21 protein-coding genes and 1 pseudogene are annotated in these 23,911 nt (G+C 34.5%); 13 read left to right on the forward strand and 9 right to left on the reverse strand.

What is annotated here, in order from left to right:
• Positions 1-2: 2 nt before the first annotated feature.
• From AOY20_RS09395 to AOY20_RS09450, 13 genes and pseudogenes are all read left to right on the forward strand, one after another.
• Positions 3-461 (forward strand): molybdenum cofactor biosynthesis protein MoaE, encoded by a 459-nt coding sequence (locus AOY20_RS09395; protein ID WP_054581617.1) that lies wholly within the window; start codon positions 3-5, stop codon positions 459-461.
• Positions 452-1,072 carry a molybdenum cofactor guanylyltransferase gene (mobA, locus tag AOY20_RS09400; protein WP_054581618.1) on the forward strand — a complete coding sequence of 207 codons (621 nt, stop codon included), beginning with the start codon at positions 452-454 and terminating at the stop codon, positions 1,070-1,072. Before AOY20_RS09395 ends, mobA begins: the two co-directional genes overlap by 10 nt.
• Complete coding sequence (locus tag AOY20_RS09405) at positions 1,063-2,268, forward strand: molybdopterin molybdotransferase MoeA (RefSeq protein WP_054581619.1); 1,206 nt, start codon at positions 1,063-1,065, stop codon at positions 2,266-2,268. The genes mobA and AOY20_RS09405 overlap by 10 nt, the downstream gene beginning before the upstream one ends.
• A gap of 9 nt (positions 2,269-2,277) precedes the next feature.
• Positions 2,278-2,850 carry a molybdopterin adenylyltransferase gene (mog, locus tag AOY20_RS09410; RefSeq protein ID WP_054581620.1) on the forward strand — a complete coding sequence of 191 codons (573 nt, stop codon included), beginning with the start codon at positions 2,278-2,280 and terminating at the stop codon, positions 2,848-2,850.
• 16 nt (positions 2,851-2,866) lie between these two features.
• Positions 2,867-3,610, forward strand: a complete 744-nt coding sequence (modA, locus tag AOY20_RS09415) for a molybdate ABC transporter substrate-binding protein (protein ID WP_144424768.1) — start codon at positions 2,867-2,869, stop codon at positions 3,608-3,610.
• The gene (modB, locus tag AOY20_RS09420; protein ID WP_227510328.1) at positions 3,610-4,299 is read left to right on the forward strand and encodes a molybdate ABC transporter permease subunit; all 690 of its coding nucleotides are present in this window, start codon (positions 3,610-3,612) and stop codon (positions 4,297-4,299) included. The genes modA and modB overlap by 1 nt, the downstream gene beginning before the upstream one ends.
• 139 nt (positions 4,300-4,438) lie before the next feature.
• Positions 4,439-5,008, forward strand: coding sequence for a sulfate/molybdate ABC transporter ATP-binding protein (locus AOY20_RS09425; protein WP_417855902.1), 570 nt, complete (start codon positions 4,439-4,441; stop codon positions 5,006-5,008).
• A gap of 111 nt (positions 5,009-5,119) precedes the next feature.
• Positions 5,120-7,075, forward strand: a pseudogene (locus tag AOY20_RS09430) (type VI secretion system Vgr family protein); the annotation flags it as partial.
• Complete coding sequence (locus tag AOY20_RS15150) at positions 7,070-7,738, forward strand: DUF2345 domain-containing protein (protein ID WP_417855904.1); 669 nt, start codon at positions 7,070-7,072, stop codon at positions 7,736-7,738. The pseudogene AOY20_RS09430 and the gene AOY20_RS15150, both read left to right, overlap by 6 nt.
• 3 nt (positions 7,739-7,741) lie before the next feature.
• Complete coding sequence (locus AOY20_RS09435; RefSeq protein ID WP_054581623.1) at positions 7,742-10,066, forward strand: hypothetical protein; 2,325 nt, start codon at positions 7,742-7,744, stop codon at positions 10,064-10,066.
• 38 nt (positions 10,067-10,104) lie between these two features.
• Positions 10,105-10,776, forward strand: a complete 672-nt coding sequence (locus AOY20_RS09440) for a hypothetical protein (RefSeq protein ID WP_144424769.1) — start codon at positions 10,105-10,107, stop codon at positions 10,774-10,776.
• A gap of 6 nt (positions 10,777-10,782) precedes the next feature.
• Entirely contained in the window at positions 10,783-11,124 is a 342-nt protein-coding gene (locus AOY20_RS09445) for a hypothetical protein (RefSeq protein WP_054581625.1), read from the forward strand.
• A 20-nt stretch (positions 11,125-11,144) separates the two neighbouring features.
• Positions 11,145-11,492, forward strand: coding sequence for a hypothetical protein (locus tag AOY20_RS09450; protein ID WP_054581626.1), 348 nt, complete (start codon positions 11,145-11,147; stop codon positions 11,490-11,492).
• Positions 11,493-11,599: 107 nt separating this feature from the next.
• On the opposite strand, the gene AOY20_RS09455 is transcribed toward AOY20_RS09450, so the two are convergent.
• The 9 genes from AOY20_RS09455 to AOY20_RS09500 all read right to left on the reverse strand — a co-directional run bounded on the left by AOY20_RS09455 (position 11,600) and on the right by AOY20_RS09500 (position 23,911).
• Positions 11,600-12,765, reverse strand: a protein-coding gene (locus AOY20_RS09455; RefSeq protein WP_144424762.1) for an IS3 family transposase whose coding sequence is annotated in 2 segments (ribosomal slippage) — positions 11,600-12,498 and positions 12,498-12,765 — 1,167 coding nt in all. Because the reading frame shifts where the segments join, the coding sequence is not laid out codon by codon here.
• A gap of 206 nt (positions 12,766-12,971) precedes the next feature.
• Positions 12,972-13,946: a GTP 3',8-cyclase MoaA gene (gene moaA, locus AOY20_RS09465; RefSeq protein WP_054581627.1), complete on the reverse strand. Its 975-nt coding sequence runs from the start codon at positions 13,944-13,946 to the stop codon at positions 12,972-12,974.
• 378 nt (positions 13,947-14,324) lie between these two features.
• Positions 14,325-14,513, reverse strand: coding sequence for a YgaP family membrane protein (locus tag AOY20_RS09470; protein WP_054581628.1), 189 nt, complete (start codon positions 14,511-14,513; stop codon positions 14,325-14,327).
• Between the two features lie 288 nt (positions 14,514-14,801).
• Positions 14,802-15,575, reverse strand: coding sequence for a HesA/MoeB/ThiF family protein (locus AOY20_RS09475; protein WP_054581629.1), 774 nt, complete (start codon positions 15,573-15,575; stop codon positions 14,802-14,804).
• Positions 15,576-15,677: 102 nt separating this feature from the next.
• Positions 15,678-16,361, reverse strand: a complete 684-nt coding sequence (gene narI, locus AOY20_RS09480; RefSeq protein WP_054581630.1) for a respiratory nitrate reductase subunit gamma — start codon at positions 16,359-16,361, stop codon at positions 15,678-15,680.
• Between the two features lie 10 nt (positions 16,362-16,371).
• On the reverse strand, positions 16,372-17,022 hold the full coding sequence (narJ, locus tag AOY20_RS09485; protein ID WP_054581631.1) for a nitrate reductase molybdenum cofactor assembly chaperone: 651 nt from the start codon (positions 17,020-17,022) through the stop codon (positions 16,372-16,374).
• The gene (gene narH / locus AOY20_RS09490) at positions 17,022-18,563 is read right to left on the reverse strand and encodes a nitrate reductase subunit beta (protein ID WP_054581632.1); all 1,542 of its coding nucleotides are present in this window, start codon (positions 18,561-18,563) and stop codon (positions 17,022-17,024) included. The genes narJ and narH overlap by 1 nt, the downstream gene beginning before the upstream one ends.
• A gap of 25 nt (positions 18,564-18,588) precedes the next feature.
• A complete protein-coding gene (locus tag AOY20_RS09495; protein ID WP_054581633.1) occupies positions 18,589-22,278 on the reverse strand; it encodes a nitrate reductase subunit alpha in 3,690 nt (1,229 codons plus the stop codon).
• Positions 22,279-22,528: 250 nt separating this feature from the next.
• Positions 22,529-23,911 (reverse strand): NarK family nitrate/nitrite MFS transporter, encoded by a 1,383-nt coding sequence (locus tag AOY20_RS09500; RefSeq protein ID WP_054581634.1) that lies wholly within the window; start codon positions 23,909-23,911, stop codon positions 22,529-22,531.

Here is a 23,911-nt window from a genome sequence, read left to right on the forward strand (position 1 = left end):
GCATGAATATTCTCATTCAAATTGAAAATGAAGCATTAAATTTCAATAAATATTACACGTTTGTAGATTCATTGAATGAGGATTTTGGAGCACAAGTCATTTTTACAGGATTTGTGCGCAAAAATGATTATGCAGAACCTATTACACACTTATATATCGAGCATTATCCACAAGTTACAGAAGATGAAATTAGAAAAATTGTAGAAAAAGCGGCAGAAAAATGGCAACTAGAAACGGCTGTTGTTGCTCATCGTGTCGGAAAAATTGCAGTTGGAGAAGCTATTGTTTGGGTGATGACGCAAAGTAAACATCGATTAGATGCATATGCGGCAAATGAATTTATTATGGACTATTTAAAAATATCAGCGCCATTTTGGAAAAAAGAACATTTTCAAAATGGTCAAGAAAACTGGGTTGCGGCTAAGCAAAGTGATCAAGAGAAATCTCAAATATGGCTATAGTTCAGTATTCTCAATTGGGGGCATTAATTTTAGCAGGTGGCTTAGGTAGCCGTATGGGATATCAAAATAAAGGTTTAATTAAATTTGGTAGATATCATTTAATTGATCCAGTTCTGAATATCTTAAAACAGCATTGTGCTTATGTTGCGATTAGTGCGAATCAAGATATTGAACAATACAGTAATAAAAATGTAGATGTTTGGGCAGATCAAACTCCTTGGAAAGGTTTAGGACCATTGGCAGGTGTAAATAGCAGTGTTCCTTATTTTCCTGAAAATATTCAATATATCCAGGTTGTACCTTGTGATTCACCATTTATAAATTCAAATGTTATTCAAAAATTATTTGAAAAGTTAAAAACTAGTGATGCTTTGGCTGTATATGCACAAACATCATCGCAAATTTATCCTGTAATTTTTCAATTTAAACGTGCCGCATTAATACAACTTTCAGAATATTTAATGGCATCGAACAAACATAGTATTCGCCGTTGGTTAAGTGAAATTGGAGCTATTGCTGTCAATTTTGAAGATGATGACATCTTTATCAATATGAATGATATGCAGACACTAAATCAATATTTACCCATGAGGGAAAAGCTATGTCACTAATTCCTTATGCACAAGCATTTGATAAATTAATACAGCAACTTAATGCTCAAAATAAAACTGAATTGGTTGCAATTGAAGAAGTACAAGGAAGAGTTTTAGCTGCATCCATTGAAGCACAGTTCGATTCACCTATTTTTGATAATAGTGCTATGGATGGCTATGCCATATGTGGTATTGAACAAGAGAGTTGGACATTAATTGATTATGTTGCGGCAGGTGATTCAACACAGCATATTCATTTAAAATCAGGGCAAGCTGTCAGAATTTTTACAGGTTCAGCAGTCCCTTTGGGTACAGATGCTGTAATACCTCAGGAAAATATAAGTATTCAAAATCATATTATTATGAGTTTGGAACCAATTAAAGAAAAACAGCATATTCGATTTAAAGCTGAAGAATTTACTGAAAATGATATTTTAGTTGGAAAAAATCAAATAATTACAGCAACACATATTGGTGTTTTTGCAAGTCAAGGTTTAACAGAAGTATTGTGTTATGCACCGCTAAAGGTCACAGTTTTTTCGAGTGGAAATGAACTTCAGTCGTTAGGAAAGGAACTACTTGAAAACCAAATTTATGATAGCAATCGTTTAATGTTGCTTAGTTTATTAAAAAATTATTCGTTTATTCAATATTTTGATGGCGGTGTATTACCAGATGATGAGCTCATTATCGAGGAACAATTGAGTCGTGCGGAAAAGCAAAGTGATGTCATTTTGATTTCGGGAGGTGCTTCAGTTGGTGATAAAGATTATACCAAACAAGTTCTTGAAAAAATTGGTGAAGTTCAACATTGGAAACTCGCAATTAAACCAGGAAAGCCTTTTGCTTGGGGTAAAATTAATAATACTAAAGTGTTTGTGCTACCGGGTAATCCCGTTGCATGTTGGGTGACATATTTAATTTTAGTTTTACCCGCATTAAAAGTTTTGTCGGGCATACAGCCAAACTTAGTTTTGCCTAAAAAAATACAAGCTAAAGCACAATTTAATACACATAAGGCACAAAGTAGATTGCAATTTTTACGGGGCAATATAGCAATTGTTGAAGGTCAAGTTCAGGCATTTATACATGCATTACAAAGTAGTGCAATGCTTGCCAATTGTGCAAATAGCAATGCCTTAGTCATGATTCCTGAAAATGAAACTGTCCAACATGGGCAAATGATCGAATTAATATATTTAGATGAAATATAAGAGGTTGAAATGGAAACAATAAAAATTGGTTTAGTGTCTGTAAGTGATCGTGCATTTAATGGGGTTTACCAAGATCAGGGAATTCCTGCACTAAAAGATTGGTTAACAATGGCATTGAAAAATCCATTTATTTGTATAGAAAAACTTATTCCAGATGAACAAGATTTAATTGAAAAAGTTTTAATGGATTTAGTTGATATTCAAAAATGTGATTTGATTTTAACGACAGGTGGAACAGGGCCTTATCCACGAGATGTTACACCTGATGCAACTTTGAATATTGCTGATCGTATTATTCCTGGGTTTGGGGAACAAATGCGTCAAGTGAGTTTACATTTTGTTCCTACAGCTATTCTTTCTCGTCAAGTTGGAGTAATTCGAGGAAATTGTCTTATTTTAAATTTACCAGGACGTCCTAAAGCCATTGCTGAAACATTATCTGGTGTAAAAACGGTAGATGGTCAAATTAAAGTTCATGGAATTTTTGCTGCTGTACCTTTGTGTATTGATGCAATTGGTGGACCTTATATTGAAACGCATCATCAAATTTCTGAAACATTTAGACCGAAAAATTTTGATTAGTTTTAGGAGTATGAGGATGCATAAAAATATTGTATTAGGATTGGTATTATTGCTGTGGCAAACATCAATTTGTGCGGCTGAAATTACAGTTGCTGCTGCTTCAAGTTTAACCGATGCTTTTAAAGTAATTGCGCAAGATTTTGAAAAAAAATATCCAAAGACGAAAGTAAATTTAACGTTTGCATCATCAGGTATTTTATTACAACAATTACGACATGGTGCTCCGATTGATGTATTTGCAACAGCAGATCAACAAACCATGAATGAAGCACAAGCATTGTCATTGATTCAAAATCAAACACGTGTAAATTTTACATCTAATCAATTGGTTTTAATTGCACCTAAAAATAGTACGCTTAAAATTCAAAATTTAATTGATTTAAATCAGGCATCCATTAAACGGATTGCAATTGGTAATCCTGCTTATACGCCAGCAGGACGATATGCACAAGCCGTATTAGAAAAGCAAAATTTGTGGAATCCTGTTCAATCTAAATTAATTAAAACTCAAAATGTACGTCATGCACTTGATTATGTAGCGCGTAGTGAAACACAACTTGGATTTGTTTTTTCTTCGGATGTTTTGAATCAAGCCAATAAAGTCAAAGTTGTTATGAATGTACCGACTTTAGAACCCATTCAATATCCGATTGCAATTACAAAGAACACTACAAATAAATTAGAAGCAGATCAATTTCTAAAATATGTACAAAGTGGAGCAGGGAAGCAAGTTTTACAACGTTATGGTTTTAAACCCTAATGCAAATGATATTGATGGAACAAATAGAGCCAATTGTAATTGCACTTTGGCTCTCGTTGAAAGTTGCATTTTTTGCCACACTCATTAATTTTGTTTGTGGCATTTTATGTGCAGCATTTCTATTTAAATATAAAAATCGTTGGACCAGCTTACTTGAAAGTTTTTTAACATTACCAATGGTATTACCACCTACAGTACTTGGCTATTATCTATTAGTTTGCTTTGGTAGTCAGAGTTTCATTGGAGAATGGTTAGCATCTTATGGTATTCAGCTTATTTTTACTTTAAAAGGCGCCATTATTGCAGCCGCAGTTGTTACTTTTCCCTTGGTCTTAAAACCGATACAAGCTTCATTTGAACAAATTCCTCAAGCAATTTTAGATGCTTCTAAAATCATAGGTTTAAATGAATGGCAGCGATTGATTATTATTATTTTACCTATGGCATGGGAATCTGTATTAGCAGGATTATTACTTGGTTTTGCACGAAGTTTAGGAGAGTTTGGTGCAACATTAATGATTGCTGGAAGTATTCCAGGTAAAACTCAAACAATTTCTATTAGTATATGGGAAGCAGTTCAGGCAGGAAATGATCAACTTGCTTTTGCCTTGGTGGTGATTATTTCTATGGTATGTATTTTGATTTTATGGCTAGTAAAAGTGCTCAATTTACGGCATTGGAAACAATAAAATGAATATGTTCAAAGAAAAATACTGTAGATCGAATAATACAGATTGCCTTTATGATATCGCATTAAAAAAATATGCTCAGAAAGGTATTGAGTTATTGAATTGTGAAATGAAATCAAATGCACAATCAATTGTCATTATGGGAGCTTCTGGGGCTGGGAAAACTTTATTTTTAAAAAGTTTAGCAGGATTATTACCTATAGATTTAGGTTATATTTATTTTCAAGATCATATTTTTTTAGACACAAATAATAAAATAAATATGCCAATAAAAAGTAGACGAGTTTCATATTTATTTCAGGAGTTTGCTTTATTTCCACATTTAACGGTGGCACAAAATATTGCTTTGGCTCAGACCAAGTCAATTTTTAGTTTAAGAGAAAATCAGGCGAAAAAAATTGCTGAAAAATGGTTAGATATTGTCGATTTATCTAGCTTTTCATCAAGCTATCCTCAGCAATTATCTGGTGGTCAGAAGCAGCGTGTTGCATTGGCTAGAGCATTAGCTGTAGAGCCGCAGCTATTATTGTTAGATGAACCTTTTTCTGCATTAGATCAGCATTTACGTGCTGAGATGCGTGAATGGGTAAAAGATATAGTTCAACAGCAAAACATCCCAATGATTTTGGTCACACATGATATTGATGATGCTGATTATTTTGCAGATGAATTATGGATAATGGAACAAGGGTGTTTAAAAAAGAAATGAATTTTAAAATTTAATAATAAATTGCAACAAAACAAAAGTGTGATTCAATTTTATAAAAAATGTAAATGTGTTAAAATTAACCAAATTAATCATCTCATTATAAAATAACAAATGCTGAATAATATTTTAATGGTCTTAGACAAGATTGGTTTAGGTACACAAAAACGTGCCTTGCATATTCAATTTTCTAATGCAGCACTGAATCAACAAGTCATGCTACAACGCATTGATGGAGAACATGCCATTAATGAAGGCTTGTCTGCGGAACTGATTTGCCTATCGACCAATCCCTATCTCGCGTTAAAAGAATTTATTGGCAGCCAAGTAGCAGTGGATCAGGTGACTGATGCCAGTCAATTGATTAGAACAACGGGGATCATTACAGAAGCCTCATTGGGTCAATCAGACGGTGCTTTAACGCTGTATCGTCTAAAAATGCAAGATGCAACAGCACTGTGGCATCAACGACGTAACAGTCGTGTGTTTATGAATAAAACCGTGGTTGAAATTGTCGAAACCATTTTTAAAGAATGGCAGAGTAAAAGCCCACTTTTTGCAGCCAGTCTACAATTCGATTTAATTGGTCTGAAGAATACTTATGACACTCGACCATTTTCCATGCAATCAAATGAGAGCGATGCGGCATATGTAAAACGGTTGTTAGCTTCTGAAAACATTACATATTTTATTGATGAAGCCAACTATATTGTTGCTAGTCAAAACCAAGGGATCGAAGCACAAAAACTTCGCTTGATTGATGACAATGCCCAATTCCAAGCCCTAAGTCGTCGTAGTATTCGTTATCATCGTTCCAATGCCACTGAAAAAACCGACAGTATTACCAGTCTGATTGCTCAACGTCAGCTACAACCAACGGCAATTCATGTGCAACGTTGGCAAGCGGATGCACTTTCACAAGAAGAAGGTGCTGGCTCAGTTTTAAGTTCACACAAACATAGTCAAGTCCAAGACAATGCGAGTTTAAGCCTCGAACAGGCATGGACCATTTCACCGGCATGGATCAGTGATTTAAAAGGTGAAGACCAAGCCACCAAATCTAGCAATGCACAAATTGAAAAACTCAATACCCAGTTAAACCAATACCAAGCCTTACAATCGAAATATTTCACAGCACACAGCAGTGTTCGTGATACTCAAGTCGGTTATTGGTTCCAACTGAATGACCATCCAGAATTAGATCAAAACCACAGTGGCAGTGATAAAGAACTTTTAATTCTCCGCAAACGTTTTTATAACCAAAACAATTTACCGAAAGATTTAAAAGACCAACTCGAACGTCTACTCCAACAAAGCCATTGGTCAAGCAGTAAAGACAGTGATCAAGAACGCCAAGCCAATGAACTGACTTTAATCCGTCGTAGTATTGCGGTTGTTCCTGAATATGATCCTCTACAGCATAGACCAACCGCCCATGTGCAACGTGCCAAAGTGGTGGGTGTGGAAGGTGAAGAAATTCATGTCGATGAATGGGGACGCATTAAAGTCCGTTTCTTATTTACCCGTGCAGAAGATCATAGCCATGATAGTGGTGCAGGAGCAAATGACAATGACACCGACTCTGCTTGGGTGGATGTCTTAACCCCTTGGGCAGGTGAAGGCTATGGTGCACGCTTCCTGCCACGTGTGGGTGAGATTGTGGTGATTGATTTCTTTGATGGTGATGTGGATCGCCCTTTTGTGGCAGGACGTATTCATGAAGCACAGAGAAGTCCGACCAAGTTTGATGTTAAAGGACAATTGCCTGATACCAAGAAACTCAGTGGTATTCGCTCTAAAGAAGTCGGTGGAGAAGGCTTTAACCAACTACGCTTTGATGATACGACAGGACAAATTAGTGCCCAACTGCATAGTAGTCATGGGGCTACCCAGCTTAACCTTGGAAATCTCAGTCATCCGAAAGAACAAGCGGAGAGTGATGGACGAGGAGAAGGTTTTGAGCTGAGAACGGATCAGTGGGGAGCGTTACGTGCTGGACAAGGCTTGTTGATTTCAACACGTGGACAAAATTTAGCTGAAAAATGCATATTAAATTTTAGCCAAGTGATTAAAGATCTTACAAAGAGCCTTGAAGCATTGCAGACAATTTCAGAGAGTGCTAAATATCATCATGCAGAAGGAATGAAAGCAATAGAAGATATTGAGCAATGGCTGGATAATTTTAATCAAGATGAAAAAAATAAAAAATCTCCAATAAGTAAATATGGTCAACCATTTATATTTTTAGAATCAGTAGATCATATCGGAGTTTCATCTCAGAAAAGTATTATTATGCAGGCAAAAAACAATATTAGCCTTAATAGTATAAAAAATACTGAAATTTGCGCAAATGAAGAAGTTAATATTTCTGCGGCTGAAAAAATTAGCATTTTTGCGCATAAATTAGGTATGAAACTAATTTCAGTTATGGAAAAAATTGAAATTCAATCTCAAGCAAATAATATTGAAATTTCAGCAGATAAGTTGGTAAATATAAGCTCAGTGAGTTCAGATATTAATATACAGGCCAAAGGAAATATTACTATACAAACGGGTAATTCATTAATCAAGCTCACACCTTCAAATATTACTTTAGAAACGAGCGGAAAAATTGAATATAAAGCTGGACAGCATGTATTTATGAATGGGAATCCAGTTCAGAAAGGATTACCTGTATTTTCAACAAAAGACTTAGAACTGGATAATAACGGTAATTTTTGGTTTTCAGGATAAAAAATGAAGTTTATATACCCACCTATAAAAAATTTAAACCCATCACCAAATACAAAAAGTTTAACTTTTGATAATCTTTTAACAAATTCTAATTATTCTAGTGATCTAGGATCTTTTATTATAGGAAAAAATAAAGTATTCCATGGGGGGATTAATTTAGTTATACCAAATGAGCATGGATTACAAGCAGTAGCAGATGGACATATTATTGCATATAGAGTATCAAAAGAATGTCAAAGCATTGAACATGTAGATAAGAAGCAAAATACAAAATTAGAATTTTCTAATAACTTTATTTTAGTTGAACATGATTTTGATCAATTTCAATATATAAAATGTTTAGATGACAGTTTGATAGCAAACCCATATGCAGGTTATAAATTTTATACACTTTATATGCACATCATGCCTCTAGAAGAATGTATTAATCAGAAAATATTACCTGATTGGTTGGTTTTAGATAAAAAAAGTAATCCCGCGCTTATACGCGGTGAAAAGTTAAAACCAAAAGTCTTAAGTTTTACAAAAGGATTTACAGTAGCAAGGACTGAACTAAGTGATAAGATCATTAAAATATCTGAAAAAGATATAGTAAATATTAATGGTGAAAATTATTTGAATAAAATGCTTGATATGTATGATACATCGGACACACCAGTTATAGTGTTAGATAAGTTTTTTTCAACGAATGATGTTGTTGTACTGGATGATCAGACAAAAATTTCCGTTAAAACGGGAGAGTTATTAGGCTATGCTGGAAAAAGTCAAGCGAGTAGTATTGATCAAAGTCAAGTAAATTTTATGCATTTTGAAATATGGTTAGACAGTATAGATTTTTTAACAAACAATATAATTAATCAATATGCAAGCTATATTAGTAATAATCTGAATTCTACTATGCCAAGAAATATAGTATTTAATAATTTAGATATAAGGTCACTAGGATATAGCTATATAAAAAGTAATAATAGGTATCTAACATTTGAATCGCTTTGCTTTGTTGAGGAACCTACTACTACTGACATTTGCGCTAGAATAAAAGGGAGTTTAGATGCTCAAAAAGGTTCAATAAATCAGTTTTTAACCAGTGTATTAAATAATCAAAAGGAGACTTTGTATACAGATGCAGATTGGTTAACTAATCCTGCCAATAAATGGAAAATATATAGGCAATCTGATTTTTTTAATATAGATGGTTCTATAAAAGAAAGTGATTTTAAAAATAAATATTCAAATTTTAAAGATTGGAAAAAGTTACAAGATAGGGCAATTATTAAATTAGAATATTCTGAATGGGATAAAAAGTATTTTGATCAAAAATATAATTTTTTATTAACAAAAAAGAGCAAGTTTTTTTCAAAAATTGATGAGAATACATTTCAAACTTTAAAAAAATATCAAGAGTCCGTTAGTTTTTTAGATAAAACAGCAGGTTCTGGAATAGTACCAGAAATACATAGCTTATATGCTGTAAATCCTGTTGAGTTTTTGGTGCAAATGAAAAGATGTATGTTTCCGGGACCTCCCACAGCAAATACACATCTAGTCAAAAGGTTAATACAGTATGCTTTGGACGAAAATGTTTATTTAGTCAAAAAATTATTAAAAAAGCTGGATAAATGGATTGCTGGTGGAAAAGATCGTGATTTAGATGGAAAATTCACAATATGGTTTGGATATAGGCGAGGTGTTGTTACAACAACGGCAGCAACTTCAATTGTTTATGAAAATGGGATAATACCACCAAATGTCACAGATTTTAAAATTGCTCAAAAAGTTGTGCGTGAATATTACAAGCATGCTTTAGAAGTTTTAGAGAATTTAAATTGTGAAAGATTGTGCTTTGCATGGGGGCAAGAAACAGGGGCTTTTGTATATCCATTTGATTTAAATAAAAATATTCATTTAGGGCTTCAAATTTTTTATCTTACATCTGTAAATGTTACTAATCAAGTTAATATGCATGAAGACTTTAATATACCTACCTTTAGACGAGATCTTAATGGTGAAGTTGGATTTGTAAATTTATTTTTACATGAGGTTTTACATTTTGTGATAAAAAATAGTGATGTCACAGATCAATCATTGCTATCTAGTATGCTTGAATATGAAGATGATTCTGATTATAAGTATTTAAATGATATTCATGTTGAATATTATAATATGTATAATACTTTTGTTCGTTTTTCAGCTTATGGCATAAGTGAGTGTTTGCAATTAGCTAAAGATATACCTTCTGCAACTTTATGTAATTCTGATAGTTATGCTGAGTTTTTTGCAGATGTAATGGAACTAATTAGACCTACTATGCAATATAGAGGTATTTAATATTGAAATATCTTTTATTAATTCTAATATGGAGTCTTATGATGATTGAATCATATGCAAATGAATATATTTATTCTAAGGATAAACAGTTTTTACCAGAAAAAATTGAAATAAGTGATCAAAAGTTTCAAAATGATATTTTTTCATATTTTAATAAAAATAATATTTTAAATGTAAATGATAGTTATCATAATTTTAAACCAGTAATAGCCTCTAAAATTTCTGTTAATCAAATAGATCCATTTAATTTAAAAGTAAATGTAACTTTAATAAACAATAATAGAGATTGGTATATACCTAGATTTGAAGAAAAATCAATTTATAGTGAGAAAAAAATAATTATAATTGAAAAAAATGATAAATTTAGATTAATTTACCCAGAATGGTGGCCAAGAAGAGAGAGAAGTAAAAACTCTCCGATAGTATATATACTAAAGAAAGATAATATTAGTTTACTGGCCAAATTTAATAAAGGTGATACTTATAAAATAGAATATATAATAAAGATTCCTACTATTGATGAGTCACAGTCTGAATTTAGTATACACTTTCTAGATGGGAAAATCCCTATAGAAATTTTTAATCGATATAGAAAAATAAATAATAATATTCTGCCAAACTTGGTCACTAAATCAAATATTGTGCAGGTTATTTGCAAAAGATTAAGTGATCATAAAGAAGATGGTTATACTTGTGAATTTAGGGAATAATAAAATTTGAAAAATATTATTTTAATTATATTTCTAAGTTTATTTAGCTATAATGTTGTTGCAAAAAAATATATATATTCTAGTACAATTCAAGTTGTTCCTAATAAAATTGAATTAAATGACGAAAATTTTCAAAATGATATTTTTTCATATTTTAATCAAAATAATATTTTAAATGTAAGTGATGATTATTATAATTTTAAATCAGTATTAGTCTCTAAGATTTCTGTTAATCAAATAGATCCATCTAATTTAAAAGTAAATGTAACTTTAATAAATAATAATAGAGATTGGTATATACCTAGATTTGAAGAAAAGTCTGTTTATAGTGAAAAAAAATCTATTTAATAAGTGATAAGAAGGAAATTATGAATGTATATCCAGAGTGGTGGCCTCGAAGAAAGAATGGAGCTAATTCACCGAGTACATATATTCTTCGACCTGAGCATGTAGGATTATTTGCCAAATTAAAGAAAGGAGACAGTTATAATCTAGAATATATAATAGAAATTCCAAATAGCAATGAGAATTACTTTTATTTTAATCTATTTTATCAAGATTATTCTATGCCTTATGTTGAAGTCCATAAAAAATATCGAAAATTAAATGAAAGTTTTTTTCCATTATTAATAACGAAATCAAATATAATAAAAGTTAGTTGCAGAAGAATAAGTGATTATAAAGAAGATGGTTATACTTGTGAATTTAGGGAATAGAAAAATGAAAAATATTATTTTAATTATATTTCTAAGTTTGTCTAGCTACACTATTGTTGCAAAAGTGATGTGTGCTGAAATAACAGGACACTTCTACTTGGGAAATTCTAGGCAGCCATCCTGTAAAAGTCTTCTGCCATTTGATTTGGTGTCTTAAAGTCCAATCCTTTCTGAATTCTCTGCTGATTATAAAATAGCTCTATGTATTTTGTAATATCTGCTTTAGCTTCTTCCCTTGTTTTATAATTGCGATGATGAACCAATTCATTTTTTAATATTCTCCAGAAGCTCTCAATAGGAGCATTATCGAAGCAATCACCGCGTTTACTCATTGATCCCTGAAATCCATATTTTTCAAGTATCTTTCGATATTCATGACTACAGTATTGGCTGCCCCTGTCAGAGTGAATAATCAAGTCTTGAGAGGGTTTATGATTTCGAATCGCCATGCTCAGTGCATTGCAAACGAGCTGTGACGTCATCCGTTCACTCAAGCTATACCCAACTACTTGTTTGCTGCAAAGATCTTTTAAAGCCGCTAAATACAGCCATCCTTCAGCTGTCCACACGTATGTAATGTCACTTACCCATGCAATGTTTGGAGCAGTCACTGTAAAATTTTGCTCTAACAAATTATTGTAAACCGTACGTTGATGGTCGCTATGAGTTGTTTTTTTGAAACGCCTATGCCGCTTACAATACAGCTGATTAAGTTTTTTAATACAACGAACTGCATACTCGCTAATTTCTATTCCTTGTGCCTGTAAGTACTTGGTTAAACGAATATAACCATAGCTTTCATTGGTTTCTTGGTGAGCAATTTTAACCAATATTGTTTGATGATTTCTCTGAATAACCCGCTTACTTAAGCCATATTTTAACCATTCATAAAATCCAGAAACTGAAACGTGGAGTAACCGAGCCATCATAGTGACTGAGTATGCATGTTTTTGCTGTTTCATATGTGCGTACTTTACTGACTTTCTTTGGCAAAGTACGCTGCTGCTTTTTTTAGAAATTCTCTTTCCATTTCAGCGGTTTTAAGTTGCTGCTTCAGTTTTTTATTTTCCTCGAGAAGAGCAACGAGATCAGGTGAATATTGTTGTGTGCCTACTAATTTTCCAGCTTTTGCTTTGTTGTACCAATTTGAAAGGGTTTGCATTGAAATGCCAAGCAGTCGTGCTGTTTCTGAAACATTGCCATTGTTTGAATCAATAGCTTTGATTGCTTCAGCTTTGAATTCTGCTGTATAAATCTTTTGTTTTTTGCTCATGGTAAACTCCTGATAAGTATGTGTAGTTTACCAAGTTAAAGTCTCCGTTTTTTTCAGCACACATCAATCAAATGTTGTGCAGGTTATTTGCAAAAGATTAAGTGATCATAAAGAAGATGGTTATACTTGTGAATTTAGGGAATAATAATTTATATAAAAGCTGTCATTACTAAATTGAAATTTTACTTAATTAATTTAAAAATATATTATCCACCAGTCATAGACATGACCCGAATGAGTTTTTTAGGTTTTTCAATAAACTCATGCTTAAGTGGTTTAAGTTGAATAGCATGTTTAATTGCTTGTTGTAAGTCTTGGTCGGTTACTTGTGCTTTAAGTAGTGGTGTAAGCGCATATTGATATTCATGACCCAAGCACATATATAAAGTACCATCTACCGATAGTCGAACACGATTACAGGTTTGGCAAAAATGTTGTGATAATGGTGTGATATATCCCATTAAAAAGGTTTCTTCTTTATTTTGCCAATAACGTGCTGGACCACCGCCATACGTTTGTTCTGTGGGGTGTAATTGAAAGGTTTTACTTAGTTTTTCAATAATAGGTTGTAGATTTAAGTATTGATGACGTTGTGCAGTAGAACCCATTGGCATAAGTTCAATTAAGCGTAAGATAAATGAATTTTCTATACAAAAAGCGACCATTCTTTCTATTTCGTGTTCATTAATACCAGCTAATGCGACCATGTTGATTTTAGTTTTTTTAAAGCCTGCATTTTTAGCAGCTTTTAAACCTCTCATGATTTTAGCTTGAGCATCTGAACCAGTTATTTTATGTAAATTATCTTGTGAAAGAGAGTCTAAACTGATGTTTAGGCGGTCTAATCCTGCTTGTTTCAAATCATATGCATAGTGTTCTAATTGTGTGGCATTGGTACTGAGAGATAAATCTTCAACGCCATCTATAGCTTTTAAACGCTGAACTAGATTTACTATATTTTTACGTAAAAGAGGTTCACCCCCAGTAAGGCGAAAACGTTTTGTGCCTAATGCAGCGAATTGTGTTACGACACGTTCTATTTCATCAAAATTTAGCCAGTGTGATGGTTTTTCAAATTCGGTAAATCCTTTAGGAATACAATAGGTGCAACGTAAGTCACAACGATCCGTAATGGAAATTCGTAGATAATCTACTGTACGACCATAAGTATCTTGTAGCATGACTTATCTCTTTTTAGTAATTCTAGAGTCATTATAATATTGATGATGGTAGATAGCTTTTCATCAAAAGGTGAAAATGATCTAGTTATAAAGACGTATTTGAAACTAAAAAAGAAGTATAACTGTCAAAGATTAAAGAGATATTGTTCATCAATTAGTAAGAAAAATTTACTTTATTTTTGAACTTAAATTTATTTTTTAATGATCTGAATGTTTATCTAAATATTTAGGGTAAATACTGAGATTAATTAAGTTAATAATAGGTACTTCTTTCATGATGTTATTACATTGTTCTTTAAGGATGATCAATAAAGAAATTAGTCATAAATCATGAAAGAAGCAGGAGATTATTCTCTTTGAATAAAAGATCATAAATAATTAACGAGTTTTACAGGTATTAATACCTATTAAGGTATACAGTGGGCAGAAGGAGAATAATGCTGAAAGTAAAGGAACGATACCAATCCATCCCCAAGCTCCGATTGTGCCAGACAATGTGAGGGCAATAAGTAAAATACCAATAATCGCTCGAAGTAGACGGTCAATATTTCCAACGTTTTTTTTCATGAGATATTTCTCTTATTTAAGTAAAATTTATGTATTTAATAAAAATATAATTACGAATAATTTAATGAAATTTAGGCTTAAATTTCATTTGAATTAAGTAATTTAGATGTAAATGTTTAAACTCTAATAATGTGAATCTTCTAACAAATCCTATCTCTGATAAGACTTTGCGTCAATTCCTATTTTTGCAAATAAATGAGTATTTTTTATCATTTTTATTTATATACCAATATTCATTAAATATATGGCAATGTATTTTAAAATTTCTTATAGAATTTGATCTTTTAATTATTTAGAAAAATAAGAATGGAGGCTGTTGCTAGAAGAGCAGACTGGGCAATGTGGATTTTTTTCTAGTGCAAGATGATAAGTTGAAAAATCTATTCCTTCAAATTGCACCATTTTTCCAGCAGAAGACGTGCCAAAACCAATAATAAGTTTCATTACTTCAGCTGCTTGAGCAGCACCAATTTGATGGACAAGAGGTGAAAATACACCATTTTGAGAACAGCTTTTATCTTCAGTATTTAATTCAGGAAATAAACAAGCATAGCAAGGTGAATTTGCAAGACGTGAATCAAACACGGCTAGTTGACCGCTAAATTGAATAACGGATGCACTGACTAAAGGAATATTATATTTTACAGCAGCTTGATTGATTAAATGACGGGTTTTTGAATTGTCTGTACAGTCAACGATTACATCGCACTTGGGAACATATTTTTCAAGTAATTCTGTATTAATATAAGCATTAATAGGGGTAATATTTAGATCGGAATTTCGCTGATGTAAGTAATGAGCAATGACATCCACTTTAGTATGGTGAATATCTTTAGGGGTAAAGGCAAATTGTCGCTGTAGATTGCTGTATTCAATTACATCATGATCACACAGAATTAAATGACCAATTCCAGCGCCAGCCAAAATAGGAATACAGGCATTACCTAGACCACCACAACCAATAATCATGACCGTTGCTTGTTGTAATTTTTCTTGTCCGTCTAAGTCAATTTCATTTAAGAAAATATGGCGGCTATAACGAAGTAATTCATTGTCATTCATAACTTAATTCACACTATTTGTATTATTCATTATAGATAGGCTTCTTCTGTATCAACGCTAATGGACGTGATGATAAGAAGAAGCCTACAAGTCTTTAAGATTTTAACGACGACGTACTAATTGTGGTGTACGACGTAAATAACTCAAGATACCAAATCCACTCCAAATATGAACCAAGCGAGTAAATGGGAAAATCACGAAGAGTGTCATACCCATAAATAAATGTGCTTTAAAGACCCAGTTGGCATGTACAATATAGCTTGCTGCATCTGCTTTAAATGTCACAATATGCTGTGCCCAAGTCATAAGAGCAACCATTTCTTCGCCATCTGCATGGTGTGCAGAAACGCCAATGGTAGATAAGCCAAGTAATAGGGTAATTAGAATCCACACTAATACTAGTTTATCTCGCCAAGTCGTATTGGTACTTAAACGATCTGAACTAAAGCGGCGAATAATTAAAATAAGTAAGCCTAATAGACAGATGAGCCCCATAATACCACCTGCCGCCATAGCAAACATTTGCTTTTGACCGTGTGTGATACCAATATAATCCCAGAATGCGACAGGGGTTAGAAGCCCAACTAAATGCCCAAAGAACAGCCCTAAAATACCAATGTGAAATAAGATATTTCCTAAGCGAAGTTGTCCTCTGTAAAGCAACTGACTTGATTCAGTTTTCCAGCTATATTGTTCTCGATCAAAGCGAAGCAAACTCCCAAAAAAGAATATAGATAAAGCAATATATGGATAAATTCCAAAAATAAATTGATGTAAGTAGCTCATAATATTGCTCCTATACGCTCAGTGGTTTTGAACGAGGCTGAATTTGGACAATTTGTACATCGCTTGGTTTTTTATTTAATAATGGTTCTGTTCCATCCATGAGTGGACCGAAAGTTTCTAAAGCTTCGTCCATATCATGAATAGGCGCGACTTTTAATTCTTCTGGTTCTACTGGAGATAAGTGAATTAATAAATCAATGACATTGGCATATAGGGAATCATTTTTACTTAAATTTTTTCCGATATAAGCAATGACATGAATCGCTTCAGCAAGAAGATGACTTGCATGCTGTTCGGTTTGTAATGATAAAAACTCTAAAAATAATGGTAAATAATCGGGTAATTCATAACCTTGAGGTTCAAAACCTTGGGCTTGATATTCTTGAAGCAAATTAACCATTGCATCACCGCGATCACGGTTTTCGCCATGTAAATGTTCAAATAAATGTAATGAATGATTTGGATTACGATCAAAAGTTGCAACGTAGTCTTCTTGTAATGTAATTAAATCAGTTTCACTTAAGTGTTGAAGTAATGGAGATAAAAGATCAAACCACTTAGGAAATTTTTTTAAATCCGAGCAGATATCTGCTATCACAGCTTCTTGTAAATCTATGCTCGGATAGCTCAGTAAAGCAGAAGAAAGTTTGAATGGATTCATTATTTTTTCCCTCCGCGATTGCTAAAGAAAATGTTTGGTGAAGCTTTGCGTTGTCCAAACAAGCTTGCAGATGACGTACCATCTGAACAGCCGTTGCCAAAGCTAAAGCCACAAGCGCCTTTATCTTTAAACGTGTCTTCAGCATATTCTTTATGTGAGCTTGGAATGACGAAACGATCTTCATAGTTGGCAATTGCCATAATTTGATACATTTCTTCAATTTGTTTCGCAGATAGATGTGTTTTTTCTAAAACTTCAGTCATGCTGATATCTGCTTGCGGCACATGTTTTTGGCGCATATAGCGACGCATTGTGAGCATGGTTTCAAGAGCATCTAAAACAGGCTCTTCTTTTCCTGCAGTCAGTAAGTTTGCAAGATACTGTAATGGGATTCGTAAATCTTTAACTTCAGGAATTAAGCCATGTTTTCCAATCATGCCACTTTCAATGGCAGATTGAATTGGAGATAGCGGTGGAATGTACCAAACCATTGGTAAAGTACGATATTCAGGATGCAGAGGGAAGGCAACCTTCCACTCAATAGCCATACGATAAATAGGTGATGTTTTGGCTGCATCCACCCATGCTTGTGGAATACCTTGTTTGAGTGCTTCTGCTTGAACAGCTGGATCATTCGGATCTAAGAATAGATCGAGTTGTGATTGATATAAATCTTGTTCATCGCTTGTAGATGCGGCTTGTTCAATTTTATCGGCATCATATAAAAGCACACCTAAATAACGAATACGCCCAACGCAGCTTTCTGAACATACGGTTGGTTGACCTGCTTCAATACGTGGATAGCAGAAAATACATTTTTCAGCTTTACCACTTGTCCAGTTATAGTAGATTTTTTTGTATGGACAACCAGAGACGCACATCCGCCAACCACGACATTTATCTTGATCTACCAGAACAACGCCGTCTTCTTCACGTTTATAAATCGAACCAGAAGGGCAAGATGCTACGCATGCTGGATTTAAACAATGCTCACATAAACGTGGTAAGTACATCATGAAGGTATTTTCAAAAGTAGAATACATTTCCTTTTGAATACCTTCAAACAACTGATCTTTTGAACGTTGGTGGAATTCACCTCCTAGGTCATCCTCCCAGTTTGGTCCCCAATTAATTTTATCCATTTTCTTACCTGTTAAGACTGAAACAGGTCGAGCTGTAGGAGGGGTTTTCATTTCAGGTGCATTTTGTAAATGCTCATAATCATAAGTAAAGGGTTCGTAGTATTCATCAATACTTGGCAAGTTTGGGTTTGCAAAAATATTTGAAATAATTTTAAGTTTGCTACCTTGTTTTAATTCTAACTTGCCATTGTTTTTACGAACCCATCCACCTTTATGAATCTCTTGGTTTTCCCACTGTTTTGGATAACCAATACCAGGTTTAGTTTCAACGTTATTGAACCATGCGTATTCAACACCATCGCGACTGGTCCAGACATTTTTACAAGTAATTGAACAAGTATGGCAACCGATACATTTGTCGAGGTTTAGCACCATACCAATTTGTGCTCTAATTTTCATTTTATTTTCCTTATACCTTCGCCATTTATTTCGCTTGTTCAGCAGGAGTATCTAACCAATCGACATTTTTCATTTTACGAACAATGACAAACTCATCGCGGTTCGTTCCAACAGTGCCGTAGTAGTTAAAGCCCCATGAAAGCTGTGCATAGCCACCAATCATATGTGTTGGTTTTAAGACAGTTTTGGTTACAGAGTTATGAATACCACCGCGCATTTTGGAAACTTCAGCACCTGGAACATTGACAATTTTTTCTTGAGCGTGATACATCAAAATCATGGTTTCAGGAACACGTTGACTGACGACAACACGGGCGGCAATGGTGCCGTTAATGTTAAAGACCTCAACCCAATCGTTATCGACAATACCTGCTTTTTGCGCATCGACTTCAGAGATCCAAACATGTGGACCACCACGAGATAAGCTCAACATTCTTAAATTGTCTGAATAGGTACTGTGAATACCCCATTTTTGATGTGGTGTAATAAAGTTCAGAACAATTTCAGTTTCGCCATTTGAATGTTGACCTAACATTTTGGCTGTTGTTTTTAAATCGACTGCAGGTTTATAGACACAGAATCCTTCACCAAATGCACGCATCCATTGATGGTCTTGATAAAACTGTTGACGACCAGTCAATGTACGCCAAGGAATTAACTCATGAACGTTGGTATAACCTGCGTTATAGCTCACTTCTTCACTTTCTAAACCTGACCATGTTGGTGATGAAATAATTTTACGTGGCTGTGCTTGTACATCACGGAAACGAATAGAATCATGCTCACGTGGTGTTGCTAAATAAGTATGATCAATACCTGTATTTTTAGATAATGCACCCCATGCTTTCACTGCAACATGACCATTGGTTTCTGGTGCTAAAGTTAAAATCATTTCTGCAGCATCAATTGCTGTATTGAGTTTTGGCTGACCTTGAGCAATACCTTCTTTTTGGGTCTGGTTAATGCCTCTTAAAATTTCAACTTCATGTTTAGTATCCCAACTAATGCCTTTACCGCCATTACCTAGTTTTTCAAGAAGTGGTCCAACAGAGGTAAATTTGTCATAAATAGCACCATAATTACGTTCTACAACGGTCATGGCTGGCATTGTTTTTCCAGGAATTGGATCACATTCACCTTTTTTCCAATCTTTGGCATCAAAGGGTTGCCCAAGTTCTTGAGGGCTATCGTGCATGAGTGGTGTGAGGACTAAGTCTTGTTGTGTACCTAAGTAGTGCTTACTCATCTCTGAGAATTTTTTAGCTAAGCCTTTATAAATTTCCCAGTCTGTTTTACTTTCCCAAAGTGGTTGAACTGCTTCACTCAGTGGATGAATAAACGGATGCATATCTGAGGTATTTAAGTCATCTTTTTCATACCAAGTTGCTGTTGGTAATACGATATCTGCATATAAACAAGTGGTTGACATACGGAAATCAAGTACAGTCAGTAAATCTAATTTACCTTCAACAGCAGGACGTACTTTAATTTCTTTTGGTTTAATACAGTCATCTTCATTACTCATCACGGCATTTTGTGTACCGAGTAAGTATTTTAAGAAATACTCATGTCCTTTGCCTGATGAACCAAGAATATTTGAACGCCATACAAATAAATTACGTGGGAAGTTTGCAGGATTGTCTGGATCATTACATGCCATATCAATCGTGCCATTTTTTAGCCCGTTAACTGTATATTCAATTGGATCTTGTTCAAGTGTTTTTGCATCTTGCGTCACTTTCAGCGGGTTAATGGAGAGTTGTGGAGCTGATGGTAACCAACCCATACGTTCTGCTTTGGCGTTATAGTCAATCATCGACATATTTGTAAGTTCATGACCTTGAGTTGGTGCTAGAACCTCATCCATGCCTAATTTTTCATGACGCCATTGACTTGTATGTGCATAGAAGAATGATGTGCCATTCATTTGACGTGCAGGACGTTGCCAATCAAGTGCAAAGGCAAGTGGTGCCCAGCCTGTTTGTGGTCGTAATTTTTCTTGTCCTACATAGTGACACCAACCACCACCAGATTGACCAATACAGCCACACATCATGAGCATATTAATAATGCCGCGATATGACATGTCCATGTGATACCAATGGTTAATCGCTGCACCAATAATCACCATAGATTTACCATGTGAATCGTGGGCATTTTGTGCAAATTCACGTGCAACTTGAATGACTTTTTCAGCAGGTACGCCTGTGTGCTTTTCTTGCCATGTTGGTGTATATGGAATGTCATCTTCATAACTTGATGCGACATTTTCACCACCTAAACCACGATCAATACCATAGTTGGCAATGGATAAATCGAAGACCGTTGCGATGTAGCAAGTTGAGCCATCTGCTAATTGAAGTTTTTTAACAGGGACTTTGCGTAACATGACGTCAGTTGCATCTTTTCCACCAAAATAGTCAAATGCGACATCAATCAATTCATCATGATTTTCAATAAGGCTAAGTTGTGCTTTGATTTCTTGGCTAGCACTATTTTCTGCTTTTAAGTTCCATTTACCTTGTTCACCCCAACGGAAACCAACAGATCCTTTCGGTGCGGCTAAGTCACCTGTATTTTCATCAATAACTAAAGTTTTCCATTCAGGATTATTTTGTTCATTGAATTGATCATTGAGTTGGCTAGCACGTAAATAATAGCTTGGAGTGAATTGACCATTTTCTTCTTTTAATGTGACTAATACAGGCATGTCGGTTAAACGACGACAATAGTCTTGGAAGTAGTCAGATGGATTGTCTAGATGAAACTCTTTTAAAATAACGTGACCCATTGCCATAGCAAGCGCAGCATCTGTTCCTTGCTTTGGCGCAAGCCACATATCAGAGAATTTCACCATTTCGCCGTAATCGGAAGATACCGCAACGGTTTTTGTACCTTTATAACGAACTTCGGTATAGAAATGGGCATCTGGCGTACGCGTCATTGGTACGTTTGAACCCCAAACCATTAAGAATGTTGAGTTATACCAATCTGCTGATTCTGCAACATCTGTTTGTTCACCCCAAATTTGTGGGCTAGATGGAGGTAAATCACAGTACCAATCGTAGAAAGATAACGATGCACCACCAATGAGGCTCAAATATCGTGAACCTGCGGCATAGCTGACCATAGACATTGCAGGAATAGGGGAGAAACCTAAAATACGGTCTGGACCATAATTTTTAATGGTATAGGCATTGGCTGCTGCAATAATTTCATAAGCTTCATCCCAATTACTACGAACAAAACCACCTAATCCACGTTTAGACTTATATGATTTAGCAATTTCAGGGGTAGTTGTAATGTATTGCCAAGCTTCAATAGGATCTTTTGTTTTACGAATGTCACGCCAGAGTTTAGCTAAATGTCCACGTAACATTGGATATTTAACACGTTGAGCAGAATAAACATACCAACTATAAGATGCACCACGTGGGCAACCACGAGGTTCATGATTCGGTAAATCTGGACGAGTACGAGGATAATCTGTTTGTTGTAATTCCCACGTGATCAATCCATTTTTAACAAAAACTTTCCAGCTACAAGAACCTGTACAGTTAACACCATGGGTTGAGCGAACAACTTTATCGTGGCTCCATCGGCTTCGATAAGCATTCTCCCAATCACGGTTTTCGTTTGTCACACTTCCATGCTGATTTGAATATGTTTCTGTGGTTCGATTTAAAAAATTTAAACGATCTAAAAAATGACTCATAGAGTTCTCCGTCTAACACGGCTATGTAATAGTACTGATCTTGATTCTACAGAGCAGATAAAAGGGTCACTATTGGTCAGAGGTACTGAAAAAATGAGATAAAACTAGTCACTTTGGGGGAGGGAGAATTAAGTCGTTTAGATGTTAAAAAAGTGAGTGTACTTAGTATAAAAAATCCCCTTATCATTTTAGATAAAGGGATTGGTTGAGATATAAAAATGGGAACTTTATTATATTAGCTATAAAGCCTTTAACATTTTACCTCTGCTTGATCACGTGAATAGAACCACCAGTTAATTAAAATACAAGTTAAATAAAAGATAATAAATCCAATGAGTGCAGGAACTGTACTTCCAGTCAGATCTAGAGATGTACCAAAGCTTTTTGGAATAAAGAAACCGCCATAAGCACCAATTGCCCCCATAAAGCCAACTACAGCCGCAGATTCTTTGGCAGCTTCCGCATCGGCTTGTTGGTCGTTTAATGAAAGACGTGCTGCATTGCGACGATATAATGTAGAGAAAATTCTAGGTGCTTGAGCAAAAGTTGATGCATTACCAATACCTGTTGCTGCAAATAGAATCATAAAACTAATAAAGAAACCTAAAAATGAGCCATGTGATGTTTCATTTGGCAAACTTAAAATAACACCCACAACAGCAAGTACCATAAGGATAAAACTTACTTGAGTTACTTTTGATGCTGCAAATTTATCGGATAGCCATCCACCTACCACACGCATTAAAGCACCAACCAATGGCCCTAAAAATGCATATTTAATAGGATCGACCGTTGGAAATACATGTTTAGTGAGTAAGGCAAAACCTGCTGAAAAGCCAATAAATGAACCAAATGTTCCAATATATAGCCAGCACATTAACCAATTATGTTTACGTTTAAAAATAACAGCTTGTTCTTTAAATGACGCTTTTGCAGAGTCAATGTCATTCATTCCAAACCAAGCAAAAATGGTTGAAAGGAGAATAAATGGAACCCAGACAAATCCAGCATTTTGTAACCAAATTTGGTGACTAGAGCCATCTGCTTGCGTAATTATTTGAGGATCACCACCTAAAAAACCAAATAGTGCAAAGGTAATGACAATAGGGACAACAAATTGAACAGTTGAAACCCCAAGATTACCTAAACCAGCATTAATTCCCATAGCACTTCCTTTTTCTGACTTAGGAAAAAAGAAGCTAATATTTGACATAGATGAACTAAAGTTTGCACCACCAAATCCGCACAGTAGCGCAAGAATGACCATGGTGATGTAACTAGTTTCAGGATTCTGCACTGCAAATCCTAAACCTAGTGCAGGAATGAGTAAGCTTGCTGTAGAGATTGCAGTCCAACGACGCCCACCAAAAATAGGTACAACAAAGGAGTAAAAGATACGTAATGTTGCACCTGAAAGCGCAGGTAATGCTGCTAACCAAAATAATTGGTTTTTTGTGTAGTTAAATCCAATAGAGGGTAATTGTACGACTGCAACGCTCCAAACTTGCCAAATAGCAAATGCTAGAAGTAGTGCAGGGACAGATATCCATAAATTTCTTTTGGCAATTTTTCGACCAGTATCTTTCCAAAAATTGGGATCTTCTGGTTGCCAGACCGATAAGTTCTTAGCCAT

It is taken from the genome of Acinetobacter equi, from assembly GCF_001307195.1.
In the GTDB taxonomy this organism is placed as follows: Bacteria; Pseudomonadota; Gammaproteobacteria; order Pseudomonadales; family Moraxellaceae; genus Acinetobacter; species Acinetobacter equi.